The sequence below is a fragment of the Chloroflexota bacterium genome (assembly GCA_040902225.1).
Taxonomy (GTDB): Bacteria; Chloroflexota; Limnocylindria; order QHBO01; family QHBO01; genus CF-167.
The window spans coordinates 395,590-414,470 of the sequence record JBBDXT010000004.1 but is presented as its reverse complement, the minus strand read 5'-3'; the positions used below and the strand labels follow the sequence as shown (position 1 = coordinate 414,470).

Below are 18,881 nucleotides of genomic sequence, written 5' to 3'. Positions count from 1 at the left end.
AGATGCGCGACATCAGCCGTCCGCCGGCGGGCCCTGAGGAGCCGGAGGCGCCACGCCGGCCCCGGCGCGACGCACCCTTCACCCCGGCCAGCGACGAGCGCCCGCTCCTCCTCGGGCACGGCGGGCGGCTGACCGTCGAACGGCTGGGCACCGTTCCGTACGAGCCAACCTGGGAGCTCCAGGACGAGCTGGCCGAGCAGCGACGGCAGCGCCGGATCGGCGACCGGCTGCTGCTGCTCGAGCATTTCCCGGTCTACACCATCGGTCGCGGAGGAGACGAGGGCAACCTGCTGGCCACCCCGAGGCGGCTGCGGGAAATCGGTGCCCAGTTCCTGCGCGTCGACCGCGGCGGCGACATCACCTTCCACGGGCCGGGTCAGCTGGTTGCCTATCCCATCGTGGAGCTGCGCGACCCGCTCGACCTGCGCCGATACGTCCGCTCCCTGCAGGCCGCCATCATCGAGACCGCAGCTGCATTCGGGGTCGAGGCGCACGCGGAGGATGGGCTCATCGGCGTCTGGGTCGAGGGCCGGCGCAAGCTGGCCGCCATCGGGGTGCGCGTCAAGCGCGGCGTCACGACCCACGGCCTGGCGCTGAACGTGAACACCGACCTGCGCTGGTTCGGCGAGATGATCCCGTGTGGGATCGCCGACCGAGAGGTCACCTCGCTGTCGGCTGAGCTCGGTCACCCGGTCGACGTGGTGGCGGTCGAGGACCGACTGGCCGATGCACTGGCCACCGCCTTCGGCCTCACCGTGGCGGATGGTCGGTCAGGCCCAATCGGCCCGGCCGGCGCTACCGAGCAGTAGCCCCTAAGCCGAGGCGGTCTCCCGCCGGTAGACGACCACCCGCCACCACCGGGTCCCGCCATCGTGGATGACCGCATAGCCAGCGCCGCCCATCAGCCGATCCACCTCCGCGTGGCGGTGGATGCTCCAGCGATCCGGGAGCCCTCGCGACCACCACATGGCGTTCGACATCCGCATCATGACCCGCAGCCACCACTTGTCGTGGATGTAGGTCAGGCCAACCAGCCGAGGCCCGGACCGCACCGCGGCGCCGAGCAGTTCGGGCAGGTAGGGGTAGCAGCAGATCACCGAATCGGCCGTCACGATGTCGGTCGGCGGCAGGTCGGCGGCGAGCTCGACCACGTCCCCCAGCCGGTAGTCGACGCGACCTGACAGCCCCCGTCGGTCGGCTTCCTCCCTCGCGGCGTCGATGTAGTCGGGCGAGGCGTCCACGTCGACAGCATCGGCCGCGCCGGCCTCGAGCAGGGTCATGTGCACGACGCCCACGCCCGCCCCGATATCCAACAGGGAGGTACCCGCCACGCCCTGGCCAAGGAGAACGTCGATCAGTTCCTGGGTCTCCGCTCGCGGGCCGTCGCAGCACCAGCGCTCCAGGTCCTCGGCTGCCCGGCGACCGTCAAAGCCGATCCGCGCGAGCTCCTCGCTGCCGTAGAACCGGCGCGGCGGGTCAGATGTCACGCGGAGATGGTGCCCTATCCTCCGTCCATGAGCGAGGCCGATCCCACCGTCGAGCGCGCCAATGCGCCGGATCAGCATCCGCGCATCGAGGTTGGCGCCTTCGGGCCGTGGCGGGCCAACGCGTACCTCGTCTGGGATGGCCGATCGCCCGATGCCCTGGTCCTCGACCCCGGCCTTGGTGCGGCCGCTCCACTCCTCGCGCGCGTGGAGGCGAACGGGCTGACCCTGCACCTGGTGGCCAACTCACACGGGCACATCGATCACATCTTCGACAACGCCCCGCTGGTGCGTGGTTCCGGTGCGCCGCTCGCCATCCATCCCCTGGACGAACCGCGCCTCTCCGCGACCAACAACTACGGGCTCGAGATGGAGCCGAGTGTCGCGACCCGTCACCTGCATGAGGGCGAGCAGCTCAGGATCGGTGACCTCGTGTTCGACGTGCTGCACACGGCGGGTCATACGGAGGGGTCGGTCTGCCTGTACGAGGAACGGGCGGCACTGCTGCTCTCCGGGGATGTGCTGTTCGCCGGCACCTACGGCCGCACCGACCTGCCCGGCGGCGACGATGCCGCCATGCTCGCTAGCCTCGTCCGGCTGGGCCGCGACCTGCCCCCATCCGTGCGGGTCTTGCCCGGCCACGGCCCGGAGACGACGCTCGAGCGCGAGCTGCCCTGGCTGCGACGGATCGCAGAGGCAGGGCGACTCCGCTAGGCCGCGCGTGTTCGCCCACCAGCCATATTGGTACAACGTGACGTTCCCGGTTGCTCAGGTGCGTTTCCACCAGCCACATTGGTGCCACCGCGCGTGATCGGGCCAATACGCAGCTCGGAACCGAGCAGGGGTGCCGATGTACCAGCATGTTTGGTAACGCCGACACAGCTGGCGTTGCCCCAGGTGCTCGTCGGCCGGGCAACGAGCTCAACTCCAGTCGATCGAAACCACCTCGACCGGGGCCGATAGTCCCTTCAGCTTCACCGTGCGACGACCTCCCTCGCTGAACGAATGCCTGGCGACAGCCAGGGTGGACGAGCTCACCAGGATCTCCCCTCCAGCGGCTGCAGCGCCGATCCGCGACGCCTGGTTGACGCCGGTTCCGACATAGTCAAGGCCCACTCGATTGGCGGCAGCGCCATGGATGCCGATGCGAACGGCCAGCGCGAACCCCTGGGCGCGGCGCTGCTCGGCAAGGCGGCGCTGGATGGTGACCGCGGCCTCGATGGCCTGGTCGGCATCGGCGAAGGCCAGGAAGAAGCCATCACCGGTGGCCTTGACCTCTTCCCCGCCCTGTTCAGCAACGGCCGCGCGCAGCGTCCTGTCGTGGATGCGGATGACGCCGTCCCATGCCTCATCACCCAGCGTCTCGGCGAGCTGCGTCGAGTCGACGATGTCGGTGAACATGAAGACGCGTTCGGAGCGGGTGGTCGCCATGCCCAGCGGAGTCGCGCCGGCAGCTCCTGCGAGCTCGCTCATCACGGCGTCCGCCCGCCTCAGATCCAGCTTGGCGCCGAGCCGTTCGAAGGCGTCCCGCGCCGTGCGGGCCTCGATCGCGGCCCGATCGGCCTCATTTTCGGCGCGGTATGCGGCGGCCAGCACCACGCGCGTGCGCGCCACCTCATATGGCGCGTCGAGTCGCGTCCAGAGCCCGATCGCCTCGCGCAGACGCGTGCCGGCCTCCGCAATATTCCCCTCGGCGAGGGCCACGAGACCAGCGGCCGATGCGGCGGCGGCGCGAACCGCCGGGGTGTCGAACTTGTCGGCCAGTTCCGTCAGCTCGTCGGCGGCAGCCCTCGCCCCCGCCAGATCGCCGGCTGCTACCAGGATCTCGGCCTGCGCCGGCAGGAGGGCCAGCCGGTAGACCGCACTGTCGGTGGGCGCCCGCCATGAAGGGCGCCCCGGCTCGGTCAGCGCGCCATGGATGGAGTCGACGGCGGCCGCCGCCTTGCCCTGAGCCAGCCGCAGCAGGGAGAGCATCGGCTCCGTGTCCTGCCCAAGCGCATGGGCGCCGAGCAGGGCCTCCTCGGCTGCCGGCAGGTCGCCACGCCGAAGGCGAATCTCCCCAACCTGGTAGAGCGCCAATCCAGCGGCGCCGGGGATGTATCCGCGCAGCTCGACCGACGCCAGCTGGGCCTCCGCCTCCGCCTCCGGCCATGCGCCGTGCAGCCGTTTGACGTCGGACCGGAACAGGCGGCACATGCCCGGGTAGCCGTTGATGCCCTCACGCTTGCACCATCGGTCCTGGGCCTCCGTCCATTCGAGCGCGCGTCGGACGTCTCCCACCGCCGCGCAGGCCTCGATCGTGGCACAGAAGACGCCGCCGGCCACGGCGGGCTCCAGCTCACCGCTGATGGCAGCCACCGCCGCTTCGTCGGCGAGCGCGAACCCCTCCTCGACGTCGCCTCTTGCCAGCAGGCTCGCTGCCCGGCCGGCCATGGCGAAGGCGCGCAGATCCGACAGACCCAGTCGCTCCGCAATCTCCTGCGCGCGCGTGGCCTGGGCCAGCGCCTCCTCGTTGTTCCCGGCCACGGATTCGACGCCCGCCTTCGTGCCGGCCAGCCAGCCGTGGCCGATGTTCTCCTCATGCCCCTCCAGCATCTGCTCGACCCGCTTGATCCACGCCTTGGCCACCGGGACCGATAGCCGGAAGATGTTGTCCCGCGCGAGGTTCAGGGCAACCATCACCGCGGTCTGCATGTCACCGGACTTGGTCGCACCAGCGAACGCCCGTTCGCGCGCCTCGATGGCGAGCGTCAGCTGGCCCGTCCACCACGCGGCCTCGGCCAGCAGCTCGAGGTCCGGGGGGCTCAGGGCCTCCTTCGCGTCTGCGCTGGACAGGAGATCGAAGGCCGATCTCCACTCGTGGCGACCCAGCGCGGATCGAGCCGCTTCCACCGGCGATGCCTGCTGCGCGTCAGGCGCCTTGGTCAAGTGCTCCTCCAGTCCGGATCATTCTGCCACCCGGTCGCTGGACCCTATCGGCCGGGCATCGAACCAAGTAATGTGCCACCTGATGAAGCGAGCCGCGGTCACCCTGTTCCTGGTCGGCGTCGTCGGGCTGCTGCTCATCCAGCTCGTGCCGTACGGTCGCGACCACACCAATCCCGCCGTCGTCAGCGAGCCCCCCTGGGACTCGCCCGCCACCCGAGCCACCGCAGTGATCGCCTGCTTCGACTGCCACAGCAACCAGACCGTCTGGCCCTGGTACAGCAACATCGCGCCGATGTCGTGGCTCGTCCAGCGCGACGTGGACGAGGGCCGCAAGCGCCTCAACTTCTCCACCTGGACCGCCGGCCAGGGCGGCGCGGCGGCGGGCATGGTCTCGTCCGACAAGATGCCTCCCTTCCAATACGTGCTGGCCCACCCGGAGGCGAATCTGTCCGAGGCCGATAAGGCCGCATTCATCAAGGGGCTGACCGCAACCTTCGGCGGCGGGAGCAACTGAGCCGTCGCTCTTACCAATGTGGTTGGTACATCGGCGCTTCAATGGCCCAGCAAGGGCCTGGACGCGTCCCGGTACCAATGGAGTTGGTGCCATCGCACGCTGAGAGACCCATACGCGCTGTTGTACCAATGGGGTTGGTAAAACGCGCGGCGCGCATGCACGGGGTGAGGTGCTGGTCCGAAGTCCGCGACTAGGTATCGACAACGGCGGGGATATCCAGCCCCAGATGGTGGGCCAGCGCTCGGCGCACCTGCCGCCGTGTTTCCCGAGTGGAGACGATGCCCAGCGGCTGGCCTCGGACCCGTTGCTGTGTCACGGTGCGGACCTGGCCGCACATGATCACGCCTGGCTTCGTCTGGCCAGCCTCGCCAGCCGGGATCGCCACCTCCCCGTGGTATCGTGGCTCGGCGCGGGCAGCGGTGATCGGACAGACGGTCATTAGCCCAGACCGATGAAACGGCTCGTACGAGACCACCAGGACGCGTCGTTTCCCTGCCTGCTCGTGACCCTCTGCCGGGTCGAGACCAACGACGACGACCGCCCAGCGCAGCGGCCCTGTCGTCATCCCGGCCATGTCTCCGGATCAGTCACCGGGATGTCGGCATCGATGGCTTCGGCCTCCGCCTGGAAGGCGGGATCAGCCGCAGCACGTTCCCAGGCGGCGGCCTCATCGGCGTCGCGGATCCGTCGCCGAAGCTCATCCACGGCCAGCTCGATCACCCCGTCCTGCGTGGGTGCCGCGTGATAGTCGTCGGCCAGCTCGCGAACGGCGCGAACCGTCCCGGGCGCCAGGTTGTAGGTGCGCTTCTGCTTGGCTGGCATGGCCCGATCGTGGCACGTCCGGATCGACGTGTCAATCTGGGTGTACGCTGCATTCTCGGAAGCCGTTTTCGCAAGGTCTCCCGCAAGGTGGATCGGCTATACCTGCGCCGTGATCCTGCTCCGGCTCAACTGCTCGACATTCTGGGTTGACGTGCGGCTGCGCGAGATCAACGGGCGGTGGATCGCATCGGCCGATACGCCCGGGGGGCCGACCCTCGGACTGGGCAAGGGAGCGATCGAGGCAGTCGAGCATGCCCTGGAGCCATTTGAGGGGATCGTGGAGGAGCTGCTGGCCAGCCTTCCAGGTGCCGAGCTCAGCTAGGCCGTCAATCTCGCTCTGACCACCGAGGCCCCGCAGACGCCGCCCTAGAATCACGCCGTGAAGGTTACCGTCAGAGACGTCCCGATCCACTACCTGGACGAAGGTGAGGGCCGGCCGATCCTGATGCTCCACGGTCGACCTGCCGACCATCGGCTCCCACGCCACAACCTCGAGCCGATCTTCGAGGGGCGCTCGGGCGTTCTTGGCCGTTAGGAGCGCGCAGCGCACTTCCGCGAGGCCGATAGCCTCCGCCCCGCACCCGCATGTACGCAGGGCGTGCACAACGGACAACCTGCGCTCCCAATCGGGCCCAACTTGCCTGTCGCGCACGCCGGGCGTGCATCAGCGCCAATGAGCGCACCTGAACAGCCCCGCAGCAGCGGCTTCTTGGCTGTTATGCACACTGCGCGTAAGTCCTGAAGACTGGCAGCCCACCCCAGGCCGATAGACTCCACCACATGCCCAGAGCCAAGGCGGCGACGAAGGACCACGATCCCGGGCCACAGGCCGCCGGCGAGCGAGGCGAGGCCGAAGCAGAGGCCGCCCGCCACCCCATCAAGGTGGAGAAGGCCACGGTCCGCATCGGGACAGCCAGCTGGACAGATCCGACCATGGTCGAGCCGGGCGTCTTCTACCCGCCGGACGCCACAAACGCGGAGGAAAGACTCCGTTACTACGCCGACCAGTTCCCCATCGTCGAGGTTGACGCAACCTATTACGCGCTCCCCACCCGACGCCTCGGCGAGCTGTGGCTCGAGCGCACGCCGCCCGACTTCACGTTCGACATCAAGGCCCACGCCCTGATGACCGCGCAGCCATCCGAGGTGAAGCGGCTGCCGAAGGAGATCCGCGACGAGCTGCCACCCGAGCTGCTCGAAAAGAAGCGAATCTATGGCAAGGACCTCCCCACGGAGCTGCGCGACGCAATCTGGGAGCGTTTCAAGGATGGGATCGCGCCGCTCCATTCATCGGGCAAGCTGGGGGCGGTCTTCCTCCAGTACCCGCGCTGGTTCTTCCCGTCCAACGAGAGCCGCGACGCGATCGTGGAGGCCAAGGAGCGGCTCGGAGACATCGGTCTGGCGGTGGAATTCCGCAACAACACCTGGTTCAACGAGAAGAACCACGAGCGGACGATCAACTTCCTGGAGAAGTACCAGATCCCGTTCGTGATGGTCGACGAACCTCAGACGAAAACCGCCCTGCCTCCCATGGTGGCAGTCACCTCGCCGCAGCTGGCGGTGGTCCGCTTCCACGGCCGCCGCACCGAGACGTGGGAGGCCAAGGGGATTCCGGTGGTCGAGCGCTTCCGCTACCTCTACGACGCCGATGAACTGGGCGAATGGGTCCCCCGCATCCGGCAGGCGGCCGGCTCCGTCAAGAACCTGCACCTGCTGATGAACAACTGCTACGCCAACTACGGCACAACCAACGCCCGCGAGATCGCGGCGATGCTGGCGGAGGAGTGACGACGGCTACGCCGGCGACGCGACGGGGAGGCCGAGCTCGCCGGCCGCGGTCGCCTGGCGCGCGTCGTAGGTGACGAACGCGTCGAGCTCGTCGCCCAGCTCCAGGGCCGAGGCCAGGTGGATGGCATCCAGCGACCGCAGGGCAACCGGCTCGATCACGCCCGCGCGATTCGCGATCGACGGGTCCAGGTCGATCACCGTGACGCCGTCGAACGCCGCCTGGACGGGTGCCTCGCGCGACATCGGGAGACGCCTGACCGCTCGCCTCACCTCGACCACCGCCACCCGATTCGTGAACCGCTGCGGGTGGCGCCGGAGGAACTTCCGCAATGCGGCGGTCTCCAGCTCGGTCACCGCCAGTTTGACCAGGGCGGAGGCGTCGAGGTACGCACCGCTCACCAGGTCTCCTCGTCCCGCATCTCACGCAGGACGTCTGACAGCTGCTTGCCGGGGAGCGGCGGAAGCGGCTTGATGGTGAGCAGATCCCGCTTGGCCGGCGTGATGCGGCCCTCGGCCAGCATGCGCTCGTACGTCGAGGTCGGCCGATCCGGCATAGGCGTCAGGTGGGCCACCGGCTCCCCGCGCTCGGTCACCTCGTAGGCCCGCCCCTCTTCACGCACGTGCTTGAGGTAGACCGATAGGTTCTGGCGCAGCTCGCGGACCCCCACCCGCTCCGGTCGGCGCTTCTGAGGACTCATGACGCACAACTGTAGCACATGAGCTTTGGCTCCCCGAGATCGCCGCGATGCCCATTGCGGCGGCCCTCACCGACGACCCTGCCCGCAGTCTGACCGCAGGGTGCCTGTGCCAGACTGCGCTCAGCTCATCCGCATACGGGTGCGAAACGCATGAAGGCTGTCGTCGTCGGCATCGTCTCGGGGCTCTTCGTCGCAGCCTCCGTCCCGTACGGATGGGGGGCGGGCCTGGTGGTTGGCGCGCTGGCCTGGTACCTCACCTCGCGTGCCGACGATCAGGAGCGCCGCATCAGGCAGCTCGAGGCCGGGCCTGCCCCAGCCGCGCCCAAGGCTGAGGCGGCTCAAGCCGCGCTCCCCGCGGACGCGGTGCCGATCGCGCTACCGCCCCCGCCGCCACCGCACGTCCCCTACCTCCCCGGGGCCGCGATGCCCGCCACGGCCTGGAACGCAGCCAAACCGGGCGCACGCGCCGCGTCGGTTTCGAGTCCGGCCACGGTGAAAGCTGCGACACCGGCGGCACCCCGCACCTCCCTCGCCGACCTCGAGACGCTGTTTGCCGGCCGGCTGCTGGCCGTGGTGGGAGGGCTGGCGCTGCTCATCGGCGTCGTCTTCTTCCTGGGCCTGGCCTTCAGCCGCGGCTGGATCGGCCCCGAGCTACGGGTGGCGCTGGGCCTGGTGGTCGGGACCGCCATGTTCGCCGTCGGCGCCTGGTTCCTGCTCAAGCCGACGAACCGCACCCGGGAGATCCTGGCGCTGGTGCTGGTGGCGGTGGGGCTGGCGGTCGTCTCGCTGGGCCTATTCGCCGCCTCGCGTCTGTACGCACTGGTGGCGCCCGAGGTGGCGGTGGGGGGCGCCCTGCTGGCTGCCTCCCTGGCGGCGGCCGTCGCCATCCGGGCCCGATCCCAGCTGGTTGCCGGATTCGGCCTGGTCGCAGTCCTGGCCGCGCCCCCGATCATGGGTGCCGGCGCCACGCTGCTCACGATCGTCTTCCTGGGGGCGGCCATGATCGGGACCACTGCGATCTGCATGTACATGCCATGGCGATGGCTGCCGACCGTGGCCTTCCTGCTCTCCTTCCCGCAGCTCGGCCTGTACGTCAGCGACTACCCGAACCTCGCCGTGGGGCTGGCGGCGGTGGTCGTGTACTGGGGGCTGAACATCCTCTCCGCGGCCGGCGAAGAGGTCCGCCGGCCCAGCCAACAGCTGAGCCCGACATCAGCGACGCTGCTCGTTGCGACGGCCGCATTCACCACCTGGGCCGGCTTCCAGCTGCTGAGCGGAGCCGCGGAGCCGTGGCGCGGCCTCTTCCTGCTGGGCGAGGCGGCAGCCCACCTGACGCTCGGCTCCTTCTTCCTCGCACGCAACGGCGAGCGGCATCCGTTCGGGATGCTCGTCTTCGGTTCGGGAGTCGCGGCGCTAACCCTGGCCGTGCCGGTCCAGCTGGGGGCGAACTGGGTACCGATGGCCTGGGCGGCCGAAGCGGTGGCCCTGGCCTGGGTCTACGCCCGGCGCGAGCATGGATACGCGGGGGCGGTGGCCGTCGTGCTCGGCGCACTGGCGCTCGGTCATCTGCTGTTCGTCGAATACGCGGTCACCGCGTTCGCCAACCCGTCACCCTCCGGCATCCCGTTCGCCAATCCCGATGGGCTCGCCCTCGCCTTCGTGACCCTGGCGGCGGCGGCGGCGATCGCGTTCCTCCACCGTCGTGGCGAGCAGGTCGGGGTGGCGGCCGCGATGGTCTTCGTCTACGCGCTGGTCCTGCCCCATGAGCTGTCCGGCATCCCGCTGGTGGCCGGCTATGGGCCGCTGACGGCGGCCGCGGTCCTCGCCGAGCGACGCTGGGCCCAGGTCCCCATGCGGGTCGATCTGCGGTCGCTCGCGGGCCCCTGGGCCACCACGATGGCGATCGGCGAGCGGGCCCTCTATGCCTCTGGCGCCCTGGCGGCGTTCCTGGGCCTGCGCTTCGCCATCGTGGAGTACCTGCCTACCTGGATCTTCAGTCGCGAGCTCGGGGCATTCGCCTGGACCCTCGAGGAGCAGCCCTTCTGGGACGAGCGGACGGTGGTGGTGGCCATCGTGGCGGCGACTGCCCTGGTGATCGGATTTAGCGCCGGGGACCGGGTGTACCGATGGGTGGGCTGCGTCGCCGCCGCGGTGGCGATCGCCTACCTTATGCCGTTCGAGGTGACGGCCGCGTGGAGCGTGGTCGCCTGGCTCGCGCTGGCCCTGGTGCTCCACGTCCTCGGCAACCGATGGCAGCCGGACTGGGTGGTGCGCCCCTTCGCTTCCTACGCCTTCGCGCTGGCCGCGGCGATCGAGACACTGGCCGTGGTGGCGCCGCCGTATCGGCTCGTCGTCCAGGCGGTGAAGGCGACAGAGCCTGCCATCCTCAACGGCGGCATACTGGCGGTGGCCGCCTTGACTGCCGCATTCCTCGCCCGCGCCTTCCTGCCTCCGCGCAACCTCGACGCCCGGATCGCCCAGATCCTGGCCGGCGCGGCGGGGGTCTACCTGCTCTCGATCGGCACCGTCGACCTGTTCCAGGCCAACCTGGGGGGCGCGATCGGACTCGATGAGCTGCGGAAGCAGGCGCAGGTTGCGCTCAGCGTGCTGTGGGCCGTGCTCGGCGTGGCCGGCTTCGTCATCGGCCTATTCCGTCAGTCGACAAACGCCCGGCTATTCGGCCTTGGGCTGCTTGCGCTCGTCACCGGCAAGGTCTTCATCGTCGATCTGGCCGCGCTCGACGTCGCGTACCGGGTACTCTCGTTCCTGGCGCTGGGCCTCCTCCTGCTGGGCGCCGCCTACCTTGCGTCGCGGTTTCAGCCTGACCGACCCGTCCGTTCCGGACAGAAGCCGCCGGGCTGACGCACCAAAGCCCGCGAGATCGCATCGCTGCTGGCAGGCTTAAGCGCCTGACGCGTCCTCCTCTGCATGCGGGAATACACTTCCGAGGTGACCCTGCCGGAGCTGCGGACCAACCCGAACGCGCTGCCCGGCGCCGAGCCACCCCGCATCGGTCCTATCCCGTTAACGGAACCACCCTGTACGCAGAGGTCCGTGGGTCTGGTCCCGCGGTGATCCTGGTGCACGCCGGTGGCGAAGATGCCGAGCAGTGGCGTCCGGTCGCTGAGCGGCTGACCGGCTTCACGGTCGTGACCTATGACCGCCGCGGAACGCTGCGCAGCGGTCGAGAGAACTGGCCCGGCGGGGGCTCCCCACAGCACGCCGATGACGCCGCCGTGATTGCCGGCAATTGACATATGTACGTTCTGATGTACTGTTACCCATCATGAAGACGGTACCGATCTCCGAGCTCCGCCAGCGAGTGGCTGACGTCATCGATGAGGTTCGCACGAGTGACGAGCCGACCGTGGTCCTCCAGCGGTCGCGGCGGGCGGCGTACATCGTGAACCCCGAGCGCTACGAGCGCGACCAGAAGGAGCTCAGCCTCCTCCGCCGGCAGCTGTTCGTAGCGGAGGTCCGCGAGGCAGAGGCTGAGTACCGAGCGGGCGGCGCTCCCCGCTTCGACGACGTGGACCGGCTCCTCGACCAGCTCCGTTCGTAACGGTGCGGTTTTCCGCATCGAGCCGATTCTTTCGCAAGGCGAAGAAGTTGAAGGAACCCCAGGCGTCCATGCTCCGGGCGGCATTACGCCGTTTCGCCACCGACCCGCAGGACCAGCTGCTCCGCACGCACAAGTTGAAAGGCGAGCTGGAAGGTTATTGGGCTTTCGCCGTGGACGACGATCTGCGCGTCCTCTTTCGCTGGGAGGGCGATGAGGCCTTCCTCGTGAACCTCGGCTCCCACGACGAGGTGTACTAAGGGCAGACTGAGCCGATGTCGACCGCACCGCGCGCTGGGTACTTTCGTCAGGCTTTTGGCCGCCACCACCTGAGGTTCATGCTCCGCGTTCCGAGCACGGGGTTTCCTGGTGAACTTCTTTTTCCGCGCGAGCTGGCACACCTTCATCGGTGCCCTGATCAGCGATGACACCACGGTGGACACGCAGAGCATGCGTGGTCTGCTGCGCCACCACCTGACGCACGCTACCGAGGGGATCGTGCTGGCCACGCTCGTCACCGCCGCGCTGATGGGCCTCGGCAATACGCCGCTCTTCCTCATCCTGGGGGGCTATACGGGCGCCTGGATCCTGACGGACCTCCTCGTCACTCGCTCCGACATCCGGGTCTCGCCGCTGCTTGGCTTCCGGCTGGCCACCGCCACCTGGCCCGCTGCCTTCGTCGTGCTGGGCGCCGCAGGCTGGTCGGGCGCCGCATACCACGGAGAGGTCGTCGCGTTGATCGGCCTGCTGGTGGCGGGGATGGTTGCCCTCGTCCATACGCTTCCGACGACCGTACTATGGACGCTGGCCGGCACGGGCGGAATCTCGATCGGGGCAGCCCTGGGCGGGCCGCTCGGGCAGCAGCATGTGCTCGCGGTAGCCGGCGTCCTCGCGGGAGCCGCCTTCGGCAACCGGATGCGCCAGGTGATCGAGGATTTCCTCGGCAGGCGCAAGCGGCTCCTGCACGAGGTCACCCGCGTGCCCAGCTCTCCTGACCCGTACGTGATGGCGGCCGGCCTGCTCGAGCCGCTGACGCGCCACACGCCGCTGAAGACCGCCTCCATCACCTGGTTCACCGCCGACGGTCGGTCCGTGCTCCTGGGGATCGTCGGCACGAACCTGTCGCCCTATCTCCGCGCCGGGGCGGTGCTGCCGGAGCATCGCAACGAGTACTTCCGCACCCACGCGGCGAGCGGCCCATGGATCACCGGCTGGACCGTGCAAGAGGAGGACGGTGGCTATTCGCGCAGCGTCGCGGCGATGGGCGTGGATGCGGTCGTCTTCATGCCGCTGTCATACGAAGGGCGAATGATCGGGCTGCTTGGTGCGGCCGTGAGCAATCCGGCAGGCGGCCAGGCGACCGTTGCCGAGCACATCCCCGTTTTGGCCGAGATGGCCGATGTCGTCGCCACCACCCTGGGCCCGGCGATCGCGAAGCTCGAGGAGCGCTCGAGCGCCACGCACCTGATCGACGAAATCCTGCTGCAGCGCCGCTACTGGCCCGTATTCCAGCCGATCCGCGACATCGTCTCGAACCAGGTCGTCGGGTACGAGGCACTCACCCGCTTCGACGCGCCACAGACGACAATGCGCCTGTTCGACATGCCGCGCTCGTCGGACGGGGCCGGGACCTGGAGTTCGCCACCATGCAGGCCGCCGTCAGGGCCACCAGGGAGCTTCCTCCCAACTGCTGGGTCAGCGTCAACGCGTCGGCGGCCCTTCTGTCGGAGACCGATACGCTTGCCGACATCCTCGGGCCGCTCGATCGGCCCACGGTCATCGAGCTCTCCGAACACGATGTCATCACCGATTACGCGCCGATCGCGGCGGCGATGGAACGCCTGGGTCCTGGCCGCTTGCTCGCGGTGGATGACGCTGGCTCCGGCTTCGCGAGCCTGCGCCACATCCTGGAAGTACGCCCGGCCTTCGTGAAGATGGACATCGGCCTGGTCCAGAGCGCTGCTACCGATCTCACACGGCGCGCACTCGTCGCGGGGTTCGTCCACTTCGCCCGCGACGCGGACTTCACCCTCGTGGCGGAGGGAATCGAGAGCGAGGATGACCTTGACACCCTCAGGGAGCTCGGCGTTGCGCTCGGGCAGGGCTACCTGCTCGGCCGCCCGGAGCACGCCTCCTTCCTCGAAGACCAGGTCGCAACGGCCACGTCCCCCCGCCCTCGGGTCCAGCGGGCGCGGGCGAACTAGGAGGGAGCCGACCACCGAAGCGGCCGTGGAGCATCATGCGCTGAACATGGCCGACTACCCCCCGATCGACACCTCCATCCCGCCCAGCGGCACCGGCTGCGTCGAGTGCCTCGCCACTGAAGGCGGCTGGTGGTTCCACCTGCGCCGATGCGTGCACTGCGGCCACATCGGCTGCTGCGACCAGTCCCCCTCGCAGCACGGCAGCAAGCATGCCGCGGCGGAGAACCACCCGATCATCCGCAGCTTCGAGCCCGGCGAGGACTGGTTCTACGACTATGTGGAGGATGAGTACGCGGAAGGCCCTGAGTTGGCGCCGCCGGACCACCACCCGCTCAGTCAGCCCACCCCCGGCCCGGCCGGCCGCGCGCCGCGCGACCGCCGTTGGCATCTCCACCCGGCTGCACCCTGAACCGTGGCTTGGGAGGCGCCCCGGTTGGTTCGGGGGGATCAGCCGGTGGTCGCTCCGTGTCCTCGCGCTCGGCAGTCGCTAGAGCCTTCCGTGCGTCGCCCACGGGGTCAGCGCTCTTAGGGAGTGGAGGGACTTGGGCCCGGTTGCCGCTCTTCGCGGCAGGCCACTCAACTTTGATCCGGATGCGCGGCAGACCCCGCTGCCGAAACATCTCTCGGGCTATCCATCCCCTCTGGACCATCAACGCGAGGAATCCCAGCACTCCGCGCACAAAGAGATAGATCGCAGCCGCCCAGACGATGATCCAGAGCACCCAGATCCAAAGGGCTGAATCCGGCGTCGGCCTGAACGATGCGAGCGCGAAGCCTCCTCCTCCGCCCGTCACGACGTAGACCGACCCTGGGGTAAGCCCCATCGGTACTCGGTTGAGTACTCCAGCGACCCACGCGGGGATTCGCAATCGTGCCCTCCCTGCCTCCTGATCGAGAGCGTCCACACCCGAGGCAGCCTTGCGTCAGGGTACAGGTCAGAGCCCTGCATCAGGTATACAACCCCGTCGCGGTTGGAATGAGCAACTTCCATCGACCATTGAGACAGACGGCTGTCACAGTCGTGGTTGACTATCGAGCACCGGTCGCCTTCGTAGGAACCGTCAGGTTTTCGCTCGCCAACTCTCGACCGGCCACAAGGGAGGAGTAACGCCCTTGGCCCGGAATGCTTCGGTCCTCAGCGAATGGACGGAAAGCGTGTCCTCGGACGGTCGCCGCCGACTGCACCTTCTCTGCAGGAACGAAGTCGCGGTCCAGGTAGAGCGCGCGATCGGCGCCGCGCTCGGCGATCGCTTACCCATCCGGGCGGCCGACGAGGGAGAATGGACGCACCGATATCCACTGGCCAGACCACTTACGGAGGAAGAGGTCGGATTTCTCGAGCTGCTCGGCCATGTGCTCACGCTGCGTATCGGACCACCGGTCGTTGTCGCGATCGCCCTCGATTGGTACAAAGATCCGCAGAGCCACGAGGATCCGGATCTTTGGGCAGATACCCACGTTGGGGAACTGATACACGAAGCTAAGTACGCTGGATCTGCCCCGCATGCGAAAAAATTGGTGGCCGAGCTCGCCCAGGTAATGGCACAGCACCCAGACCTGTCCCAGGCTGAGGTGGTGGTCAGTGTTCCGAGCCATTCCCCCGGGCATTTCAGCGAACGGCTCGCCAAAGCGGTGGCAAACGTGCGCAAGCTGCCGCTGGCGGAGCTGACAGACAACGCTGCTGCCCCAGTCAAGGACACCCCTGCAGATGAGCGGCCGGCTCGCGAGTTCGCGATCGAGGCGGCAACGATCAAGAGGCGAAGCGTCATCCTCATCGACGACGTTTGCCGGAGCGGCGAGAGCCTCCGGACCGCCGCCGCATTCCTGGACTCTGTCGGCGCGTCGAGCGTTTCCGCGCTTGTCGCCGTCAGAACGATGCGAAACTAGGCGAGCGATGGATTCAGTACAGCGCGCCGTCGCGGCCTGGCACATCTGGCGGACCCCCGCCCCCCTGCTGCGCGCCTTGCGGGATGATGGGCCGGGCGTTGTGGACGAGGCGTGCGCGGGACTCGATGACGCGGTTCAGCGAGACCTCCTTCAATCGGCGACCCACCTCGAGGAAGCAGGGATTGGCGCGCTCATCTTCGGAGGCGACGACTACCCTGAACTACTGAACGCTCTTCGATCGCCGCCAGCGATCCTCATGAGCGCGGGAAACACCGCCCTCCTCCATCGGCCGGCAGTCGGCATCTGTGGATCACGATCAGCGTCGGCCGAGGGCCTTTCCGCCGCGCGGTCGCTGGCCCAGGCGCTTGCTGGCAAGGGTTACGTCACGGTCGCGGGCAACGCCATCGGTGTGGACGCCGAAGCGCAACAGGGTGCTCTCGAGGCCGGCGGCGGCGTCATAACTGTCCTGCCAGAAGGAATCACCCACGCCCGATTGCGTCACGGCGATGAGGACGGAATCTCTGAGTCGGGCCAGTTGCTCGTTCTTTCCCAGTTCCCCCCGGGTCAGCCATGGAGCGTTGGGGGCGCGATGGCCCGGAACGGCTTGATCGCGGCTCTGACCCAGGCGCTCGTGGTGATCGAGGCGTCCGAGCGTGGCGGAACTCTAGCGGCCGGGGAAACTGCCCTTGCCATGGGCCGGCCTGTCCTGGCGCTCGAATTTGACGCCGGCACTCCGCTTGGCAATGCGATGTTGATCAAGAAGGGCGCGTTGCCAGTTCGGACCCCGCGAGCCGTTACTAACTTCGTGGAGACTCTCTCGACCGCCTCCCCACCTGAGGCTCCCGAAGATCAATTGTCCCTTACCCTATGACCACGGCTGCGGTCGGCTTGAGGATTCGCCCATGTCAGCCTTCCGTCGGCTCGCCTTCGGCGACAGGCTGGACCGGTTCCTCGTGGACGCGGCTGGCCTCGACGATGGTCGGCTGGCCGTCGCGGTCCTTCCAGCGCGTCTCGAGGCGGAGGGTGTTCCCCTCGCTCACCAGGTGGAGGACGGCCTTGTAGCCGGTCGGGGTCGACTCGATCGACTCGATGCTGGCCTCGGTCATCGGCATTGGCAGCATGGCCACGATCGGGCCCAGGCTCGAGCGCAGCTCCTTGCTCATCTCCTCGGCCGCCTTGCCGATGTCGCCGGCCAGCAGCGCAGCGCAGGTTGCCTGGGCATGCTCGCGAACCGCCTGCTCATCCATCGGTTGACCTCCCAAGAAGCATATCGGTCTTGTCATCCGGCATCCCGGCGAACCACCCATCGAGCACCTGGCGAAACAGCGGCTCGGTGGGCGCTGCGCGGTGGAAGAGGGTCATGCTAGAGCGTAGCTTCTTCGCGTCGATGGGGCCGAAGGTGTCTTCTGCGGCCCGGTCTTTCAGCGCAAGGACGGCGGCGGCGCATTCGCGTAGCCGCGGCCCGAGCACCCGGTGAACGAGGTAGGCACGAGCCTCCTCGATAGAGTGGATCGCGAAGCGCTCCGACATCGGGCTCTGCCCCAGCCCGGCGATCTGGGGAAAGATGAACCACATCCAGTGGCTAGTCTTGCGCCCTTGCCGCAACTCGGCGAGCACCCGGGCGTACACCGGCTCCTGCGCCGTCACGAAGCGATCGAGATCGTCCGAGGTCAAAGCGATTCGTCGCAGGCGACTGGTGACACTGCCTCCCCTGCCATCGGTGCGCTCCGACTAGACCTCGACCAGATCCACCCCAGTCGTCGGTTCGGGGATCGGTTCGCCATCCTCACGCATGCCTTCGAGGTGGAGCTGAATGGCCTCGCGGATCAGGCGTTCGACTTCGACGCGCGTGCCACCGGCTGCGACGCAACCGGGAAGATCGGGGACGTACGCCGCGTACCCGGTGGGCGAGCGCTCGATGACAATCGCGTACTTCATCGGTCTTCCGTCGCAACCGGAGCGGGCTAGCCCGGCGTCGCCTGGAGGATGCGAAAGCCGCAGGAGCGCATCACCCGGGCCACATCATCGGGGTATGGCAGCCCGTCCAACAGCACACCCTTGCGACGCGGCGACAGGATCTCAATGCCGATCACCGATCCGTCTGCGGCGTAGTTGATGCCGCGGGCGTCGTCGAGCCGGACCTGATGGTCCACCGCGGAATCGGTCAGCCGGAGGTAGGCGGCGTCCACGGATTCGTCGTACTCCAGGAGAAGATCGGTCCGCTTCCGAGCTACCTCCGCCATGTCGTCACCACTCTGACGTCGATTGTATCAACCACCACCTCGATCGCCGTCTCACCGAACCATCGAGTCCGTATCTCGCGGAGCTCGTCGTGCGCTGAGCCACGCGTGACGTCTGGATCCAGATACGTTTCCTCCATCTCGTCCAACGTGATCCCCTCTCGCCTTGCCTCGCGCATCGCATGGCGGCTGACAAGGTCCCGGAAGGGCATCGGGCTAGCGTAGCCAAGGCTCCTTACCGGACCCTTAGCTGGCGTAGGCTGGGCCCATGACTGACGACCCGCTGAGCGCCCAGCTGATTCGGCTGCTGGAGGCCGACGACGCCCACATGCGCTTCGAGGAGGCCGTCGCCGACTTCCCCGATGACGCCATCAACCGGCGCCCGCCGAACGTCGGCTACACGCCGTGGCACCTAGTCGAGCATCTGCGCCTGACGCAGTGGGACATCCTCGAGTACGTCCGCATCCCGGCGTGGGTCTCGCCGGACTGGCCGATCGGCTACTGGCCGGATCCATCCGCCACGGCGACCCCGGAGGAGTTCGCCGGCAGCGTCGCGCGATTCCTCGCGGATCGCGCCGCCCTGTGCGAGCTGGTCGCCGATCCCGCCTGGGACCTCCTGGCGCCGATCCCCCACACGCCCGGGCACACTCTCCTGCGGGAGATCCTCATCGTCGCCGACCACAACGCCTACCACGTCGGCGAGTTCGCGATCCTCCGCCAGGTAACGGGCGCCTGGCCGGCAAACCGCCCGGGCTGA

The 18,881-nt window shown here is 68.3% G+C and carries 26 protein-coding genes; 15 read left to right on the top strand and 11 right to left on the bottom strand.

Annotation, left to right across the window (positions count from 1 at the left end):
* Nucleotides 1-2 precede the first annotated feature (2 nt).
* Nucleotides 3-809, top strand: coding sequence for a lipoyl(octanoyl) transferase LipB (gene lipB, locus WEB29_04340; GenBank protein MEX2136179.1), 807 nt, complete (start codon nt 3-5; stop codon nt 807-809).
* A 3-nt stretch (nt 810-812) separates the two neighbouring features.
* Here lipB and WEB29_04335 read toward each other — a convergent pair whose 3' ends face one another.
* A complete protein-coding gene (locus tag WEB29_04335) occupies nt 813-1,487 on the bottom strand; it encodes a methyltransferase domain-containing protein (protein ID MEX2136178.1) in 675 nt (224 codons plus the stop codon).
* A 27-nt stretch (nt 1,488-1,514) separates the two neighbouring features.
* Here WEB29_04335 and WEB29_04330 point away from each other — a divergent pair, with 27 nt between their 5' ends.
* Nucleotides 1,515-2,198, top strand: coding sequence for an MBL fold metallo-hydrolase (locus WEB29_04330; protein ID MEX2136177.1), 684 nt, complete (start codon nt 1,515-1,517; stop codon nt 2,196-2,198).
* A 207-nt stretch (nt 2,199-2,405) separates the two neighbouring features.
* Here the strand turns inward: WEB29_04330 and WEB29_04325 are convergent, their stop codons facing one another.
* Nucleotides 2,406-4,412, bottom strand: coding sequence for an adenylate/guanylate cyclase domain-containing protein (locus tag WEB29_04325; GenBank protein MEX2136176.1), 2,007 nt, complete (start codon nt 4,410-4,412; stop codon nt 2,406-2,408).
* An 82-nt stretch (nt 4,413-4,494) separates the two neighbouring features.
* Here WEB29_04325 and WEB29_04320 point away from each other — a divergent pair, with 82 nt between their 5' ends.
* Nucleotides 4,495-4,926, top strand: coding sequence for a heme-binding domain-containing protein (locus WEB29_04320; protein MEX2136175.1), 432 nt, complete (start codon nt 4,495-4,497; stop codon nt 4,924-4,926).
* Between the two features lie 190 nt (nt 4,927-5,116).
* On the opposite strand, the gene WEB29_04315 is transcribed toward WEB29_04320, so the two are convergent.
* Together WEB29_04315 and WEB29_04310 are read right to left on the bottom strand one after the other, a co-directional pair.
* On the bottom strand, nt 5,117-5,491 hold the full coding sequence (locus tag WEB29_04315) for a type II toxin-antitoxin system PemK/MazF family toxin (GenBank protein ID MEX2136174.1): 375 nt from the start codon (nt 5,489-5,491) through the stop codon (nt 5,117-5,119).
* A complete protein-coding gene (locus WEB29_04310; protein MEX2136173.1) occupies nt 5,488-5,748 on the bottom strand; it encodes a hypothetical protein in 261 nt (86 codons plus the stop codon). Before WEB29_04310 ends, WEB29_04315 begins: the two co-directional genes overlap by 4 nt.
* A gap of 109 nt (nt 5,749-5,857) precedes the next feature.
* Between WEB29_04310 and WEB29_04305 the strand changes: the two genes are divergently transcribed.
* The 3 genes from WEB29_04305 to WEB29_04295 all read left to right on the top strand — a co-directional run bounded on the left by WEB29_04305 (nt 5,858) and on the right by WEB29_04295 (nt 7,536).
* Nucleotides 5,858-6,070 (top strand): hypothetical protein, encoded by a 213-nt coding sequence (locus tag WEB29_04305; GenBank protein ID MEX2136172.1) that lies wholly within the window; start codon nt 5,858-5,860, stop codon nt 6,068-6,070.
* Nucleotides 6,071-6,127: 57 nt separating this feature from the next.
* On the top strand, nt 6,128-6,283 hold the full coding sequence (locus tag WEB29_04300) for a hypothetical protein (protein MEX2136171.1): 156 nt from the start codon (nt 6,128-6,130) through the stop codon (nt 6,281-6,283).
* A 245-nt stretch (nt 6,284-6,528) separates the two neighbouring features.
* A complete protein-coding gene (locus WEB29_04295) occupies nt 6,529-7,536 on the top strand; it encodes a DUF72 domain-containing protein (GenBank protein ID MEX2136170.1) in 1,008 nt (335 codons plus the stop codon).
* A gap of 6 nt (nt 7,537-7,542) precedes the next feature.
* Here the strand turns inward: WEB29_04295 and WEB29_04290 are convergent, their stop codons facing one another.
* Both WEB29_04290 and WEB29_04285 read right to left on the bottom strand, forming a co-directional pair.
* Nucleotides 7,543-7,935, bottom strand: a complete 393-nt coding sequence (locus WEB29_04290; GenBank protein ID MEX2136169.1) for a type II toxin-antitoxin system VapC family toxin — start codon at nt 7,933-7,935, stop codon at nt 7,543-7,545.
* Nucleotides 7,932-8,234, bottom strand: a complete 303-nt coding sequence (locus tag WEB29_04285) for a type II toxin-antitoxin system prevent-host-death family antitoxin (protein ID MEX2136168.1) — start codon at nt 8,232-8,234, stop codon at nt 7,932-7,934. Before WEB29_04285 ends, WEB29_04290 begins: the two co-directional genes overlap by 4 nt.
* A 150-nt stretch (nt 8,235-8,384) precedes the next feature.
* On the opposite strand from WEB29_04285, the gene WEB29_04280 reads away from it, so the two are divergent.
* The 8 genes from WEB29_04280 to WEB29_04245 all read left to right on the top strand — a co-directional run bounded on the left by WEB29_04280 (nt 8,385) and on the right by WEB29_04245 (nt 16,755).
* Nucleotides 8,385-11,096: a DUF2339 domain-containing protein gene (locus tag WEB29_04280; protein MEX2136167.1), complete on the top strand. Its 2,712-nt coding sequence runs from the start codon at nt 8,385-8,387 to the stop codon at nt 11,094-11,096.
* A gap of 209 nt (nt 11,097-11,305) precedes the next feature.
* Nucleotides 11,306-11,488: a hypothetical protein gene (locus WEB29_04275; protein MEX2136166.1), complete on the top strand. Its 183-nt coding sequence runs from the start codon at nt 11,306-11,308 to the stop codon at nt 11,486-11,488.
* Nucleotides 11,489-11,520: 32 nt separating this feature from the next.
* The gene (locus WEB29_04270; GenBank protein MEX2136165.1) at nt 11,521-11,796 is read left to right on the top strand and encodes a type II toxin-antitoxin system Phd/YefM family antitoxin; all 276 of its coding nucleotides are present in this window, start codon (nt 11,521-11,523) and stop codon (nt 11,794-11,796) included.
* A gap of 2 nt (nt 11,797-11,798) precedes the next feature.
* Complete coding sequence (locus WEB29_04265; GenBank protein ID MEX2136164.1) at nt 11,799-12,053, top strand: type II toxin-antitoxin system YafQ family toxin; 255 nt, start codon at nt 11,799-11,801, stop codon at nt 12,051-12,053.
* A gap of 939 nt (nt 12,054-12,992) precedes the next feature.
* The gene (locus tag WEB29_04260) at nt 12,993-13,997 is read left to right on the top strand and encodes an EAL domain-containing protein (GenBank protein MEX2136163.1); all 1,005 of its coding nucleotides are present in this window, start codon (nt 12,993-12,995) and stop codon (nt 13,995-13,997) included.
* Between the two features lie 46 nt (nt 13,998-14,043).
* On the top strand, nt 14,044-14,406 hold the full coding sequence (locus tag WEB29_04255; protein ID MEX2136162.1) for a UBP-type zinc finger domain-containing protein: 363 nt from the start codon (nt 14,044-14,046) through the stop codon (nt 14,404-14,406).
* Nucleotides 14,407-15,110: 704 nt separating this feature from the next.
* Nucleotides 15,111-15,884, top strand: a complete 774-nt coding sequence (locus WEB29_04250) for a phosphoribosyltransferase family protein (protein ID MEX2136161.1) — start codon at nt 15,111-15,113, stop codon at nt 15,882-15,884.
* 7 nt (nt 15,885-15,891) lie between these two features.
* Complete coding sequence (locus WEB29_04245) at nt 15,892-16,755, top strand: DNA-processing protein DprA (GenBank protein MEX2136160.1); 864 nt, start codon at nt 15,892-15,894, stop codon at nt 16,753-16,755.
* Between the two features lie 34 nt (nt 16,756-16,789).
* On the opposite strand, the gene WEB29_04240 is transcribed toward WEB29_04245, so the two are convergent.
* Genes WEB29_04240 through WEB29_04220 form a run of 5 tightly spaced genes read right to left on the bottom strand, consistent with a single transcriptional unit; the run spans nt 16,790 to nt 18,336 of the window.
* Nucleotides 16,790-17,131: a hypothetical protein gene (locus WEB29_04240; GenBank protein MEX2136159.1), complete on the bottom strand. Its 342-nt coding sequence runs from the start codon at nt 17,129-17,131 to the stop codon at nt 16,790-16,792.
* On the bottom strand, nt 17,124-17,558 hold the full coding sequence (locus tag WEB29_04235; GenBank protein ID MEX2136158.1) for a DUF1810 domain-containing protein: 435 nt from the start codon (nt 17,556-17,558) through the stop codon (nt 17,124-17,126). The genes WEB29_04240 and WEB29_04235 overlap by 8 nt, the downstream gene beginning before the upstream one ends.
* 57 nt (nt 17,559-17,615) lie before the next feature.
* Nucleotides 17,616-17,822, bottom strand: coding sequence for a type II toxin-antitoxin system HicB family antitoxin (locus WEB29_04230; protein ID MEX2136157.1), 207 nt, complete (start codon nt 17,820-17,822; stop codon nt 17,616-17,618).
* 26 nt (nt 17,823-17,848) lie between these two features.
* Nucleotides 17,849-18,127 carry a DUF2283 domain-containing protein gene (locus WEB29_04225; protein ID MEX2136156.1) on the bottom strand — a complete coding sequence of 93 codons (279 nt, stop codon included), beginning with the start codon at nt 18,125-18,127 and terminating at the stop codon, nt 17,849-17,851.
* Nucleotides 18,115-18,336 (bottom strand): hypothetical protein, encoded by a 222-nt coding sequence (locus tag WEB29_04220; protein MEX2136155.1) that lies wholly within the window; start codon nt 18,334-18,336, stop codon nt 18,115-18,117. Before WEB29_04220 ends, WEB29_04225 begins: the two co-directional genes overlap by 13 nt.
* 56 nt (nt 18,337-18,392) lie before the next feature.
* Between WEB29_04220 and WEB29_04215 the strand changes: the two genes are divergently transcribed.
* A complete protein-coding gene (locus WEB29_04215) occupies nt 18,393-18,881 on the top strand; it encodes a DinB family protein (GenBank protein MEX2136154.1) in 489 nt (162 codons plus the stop codon).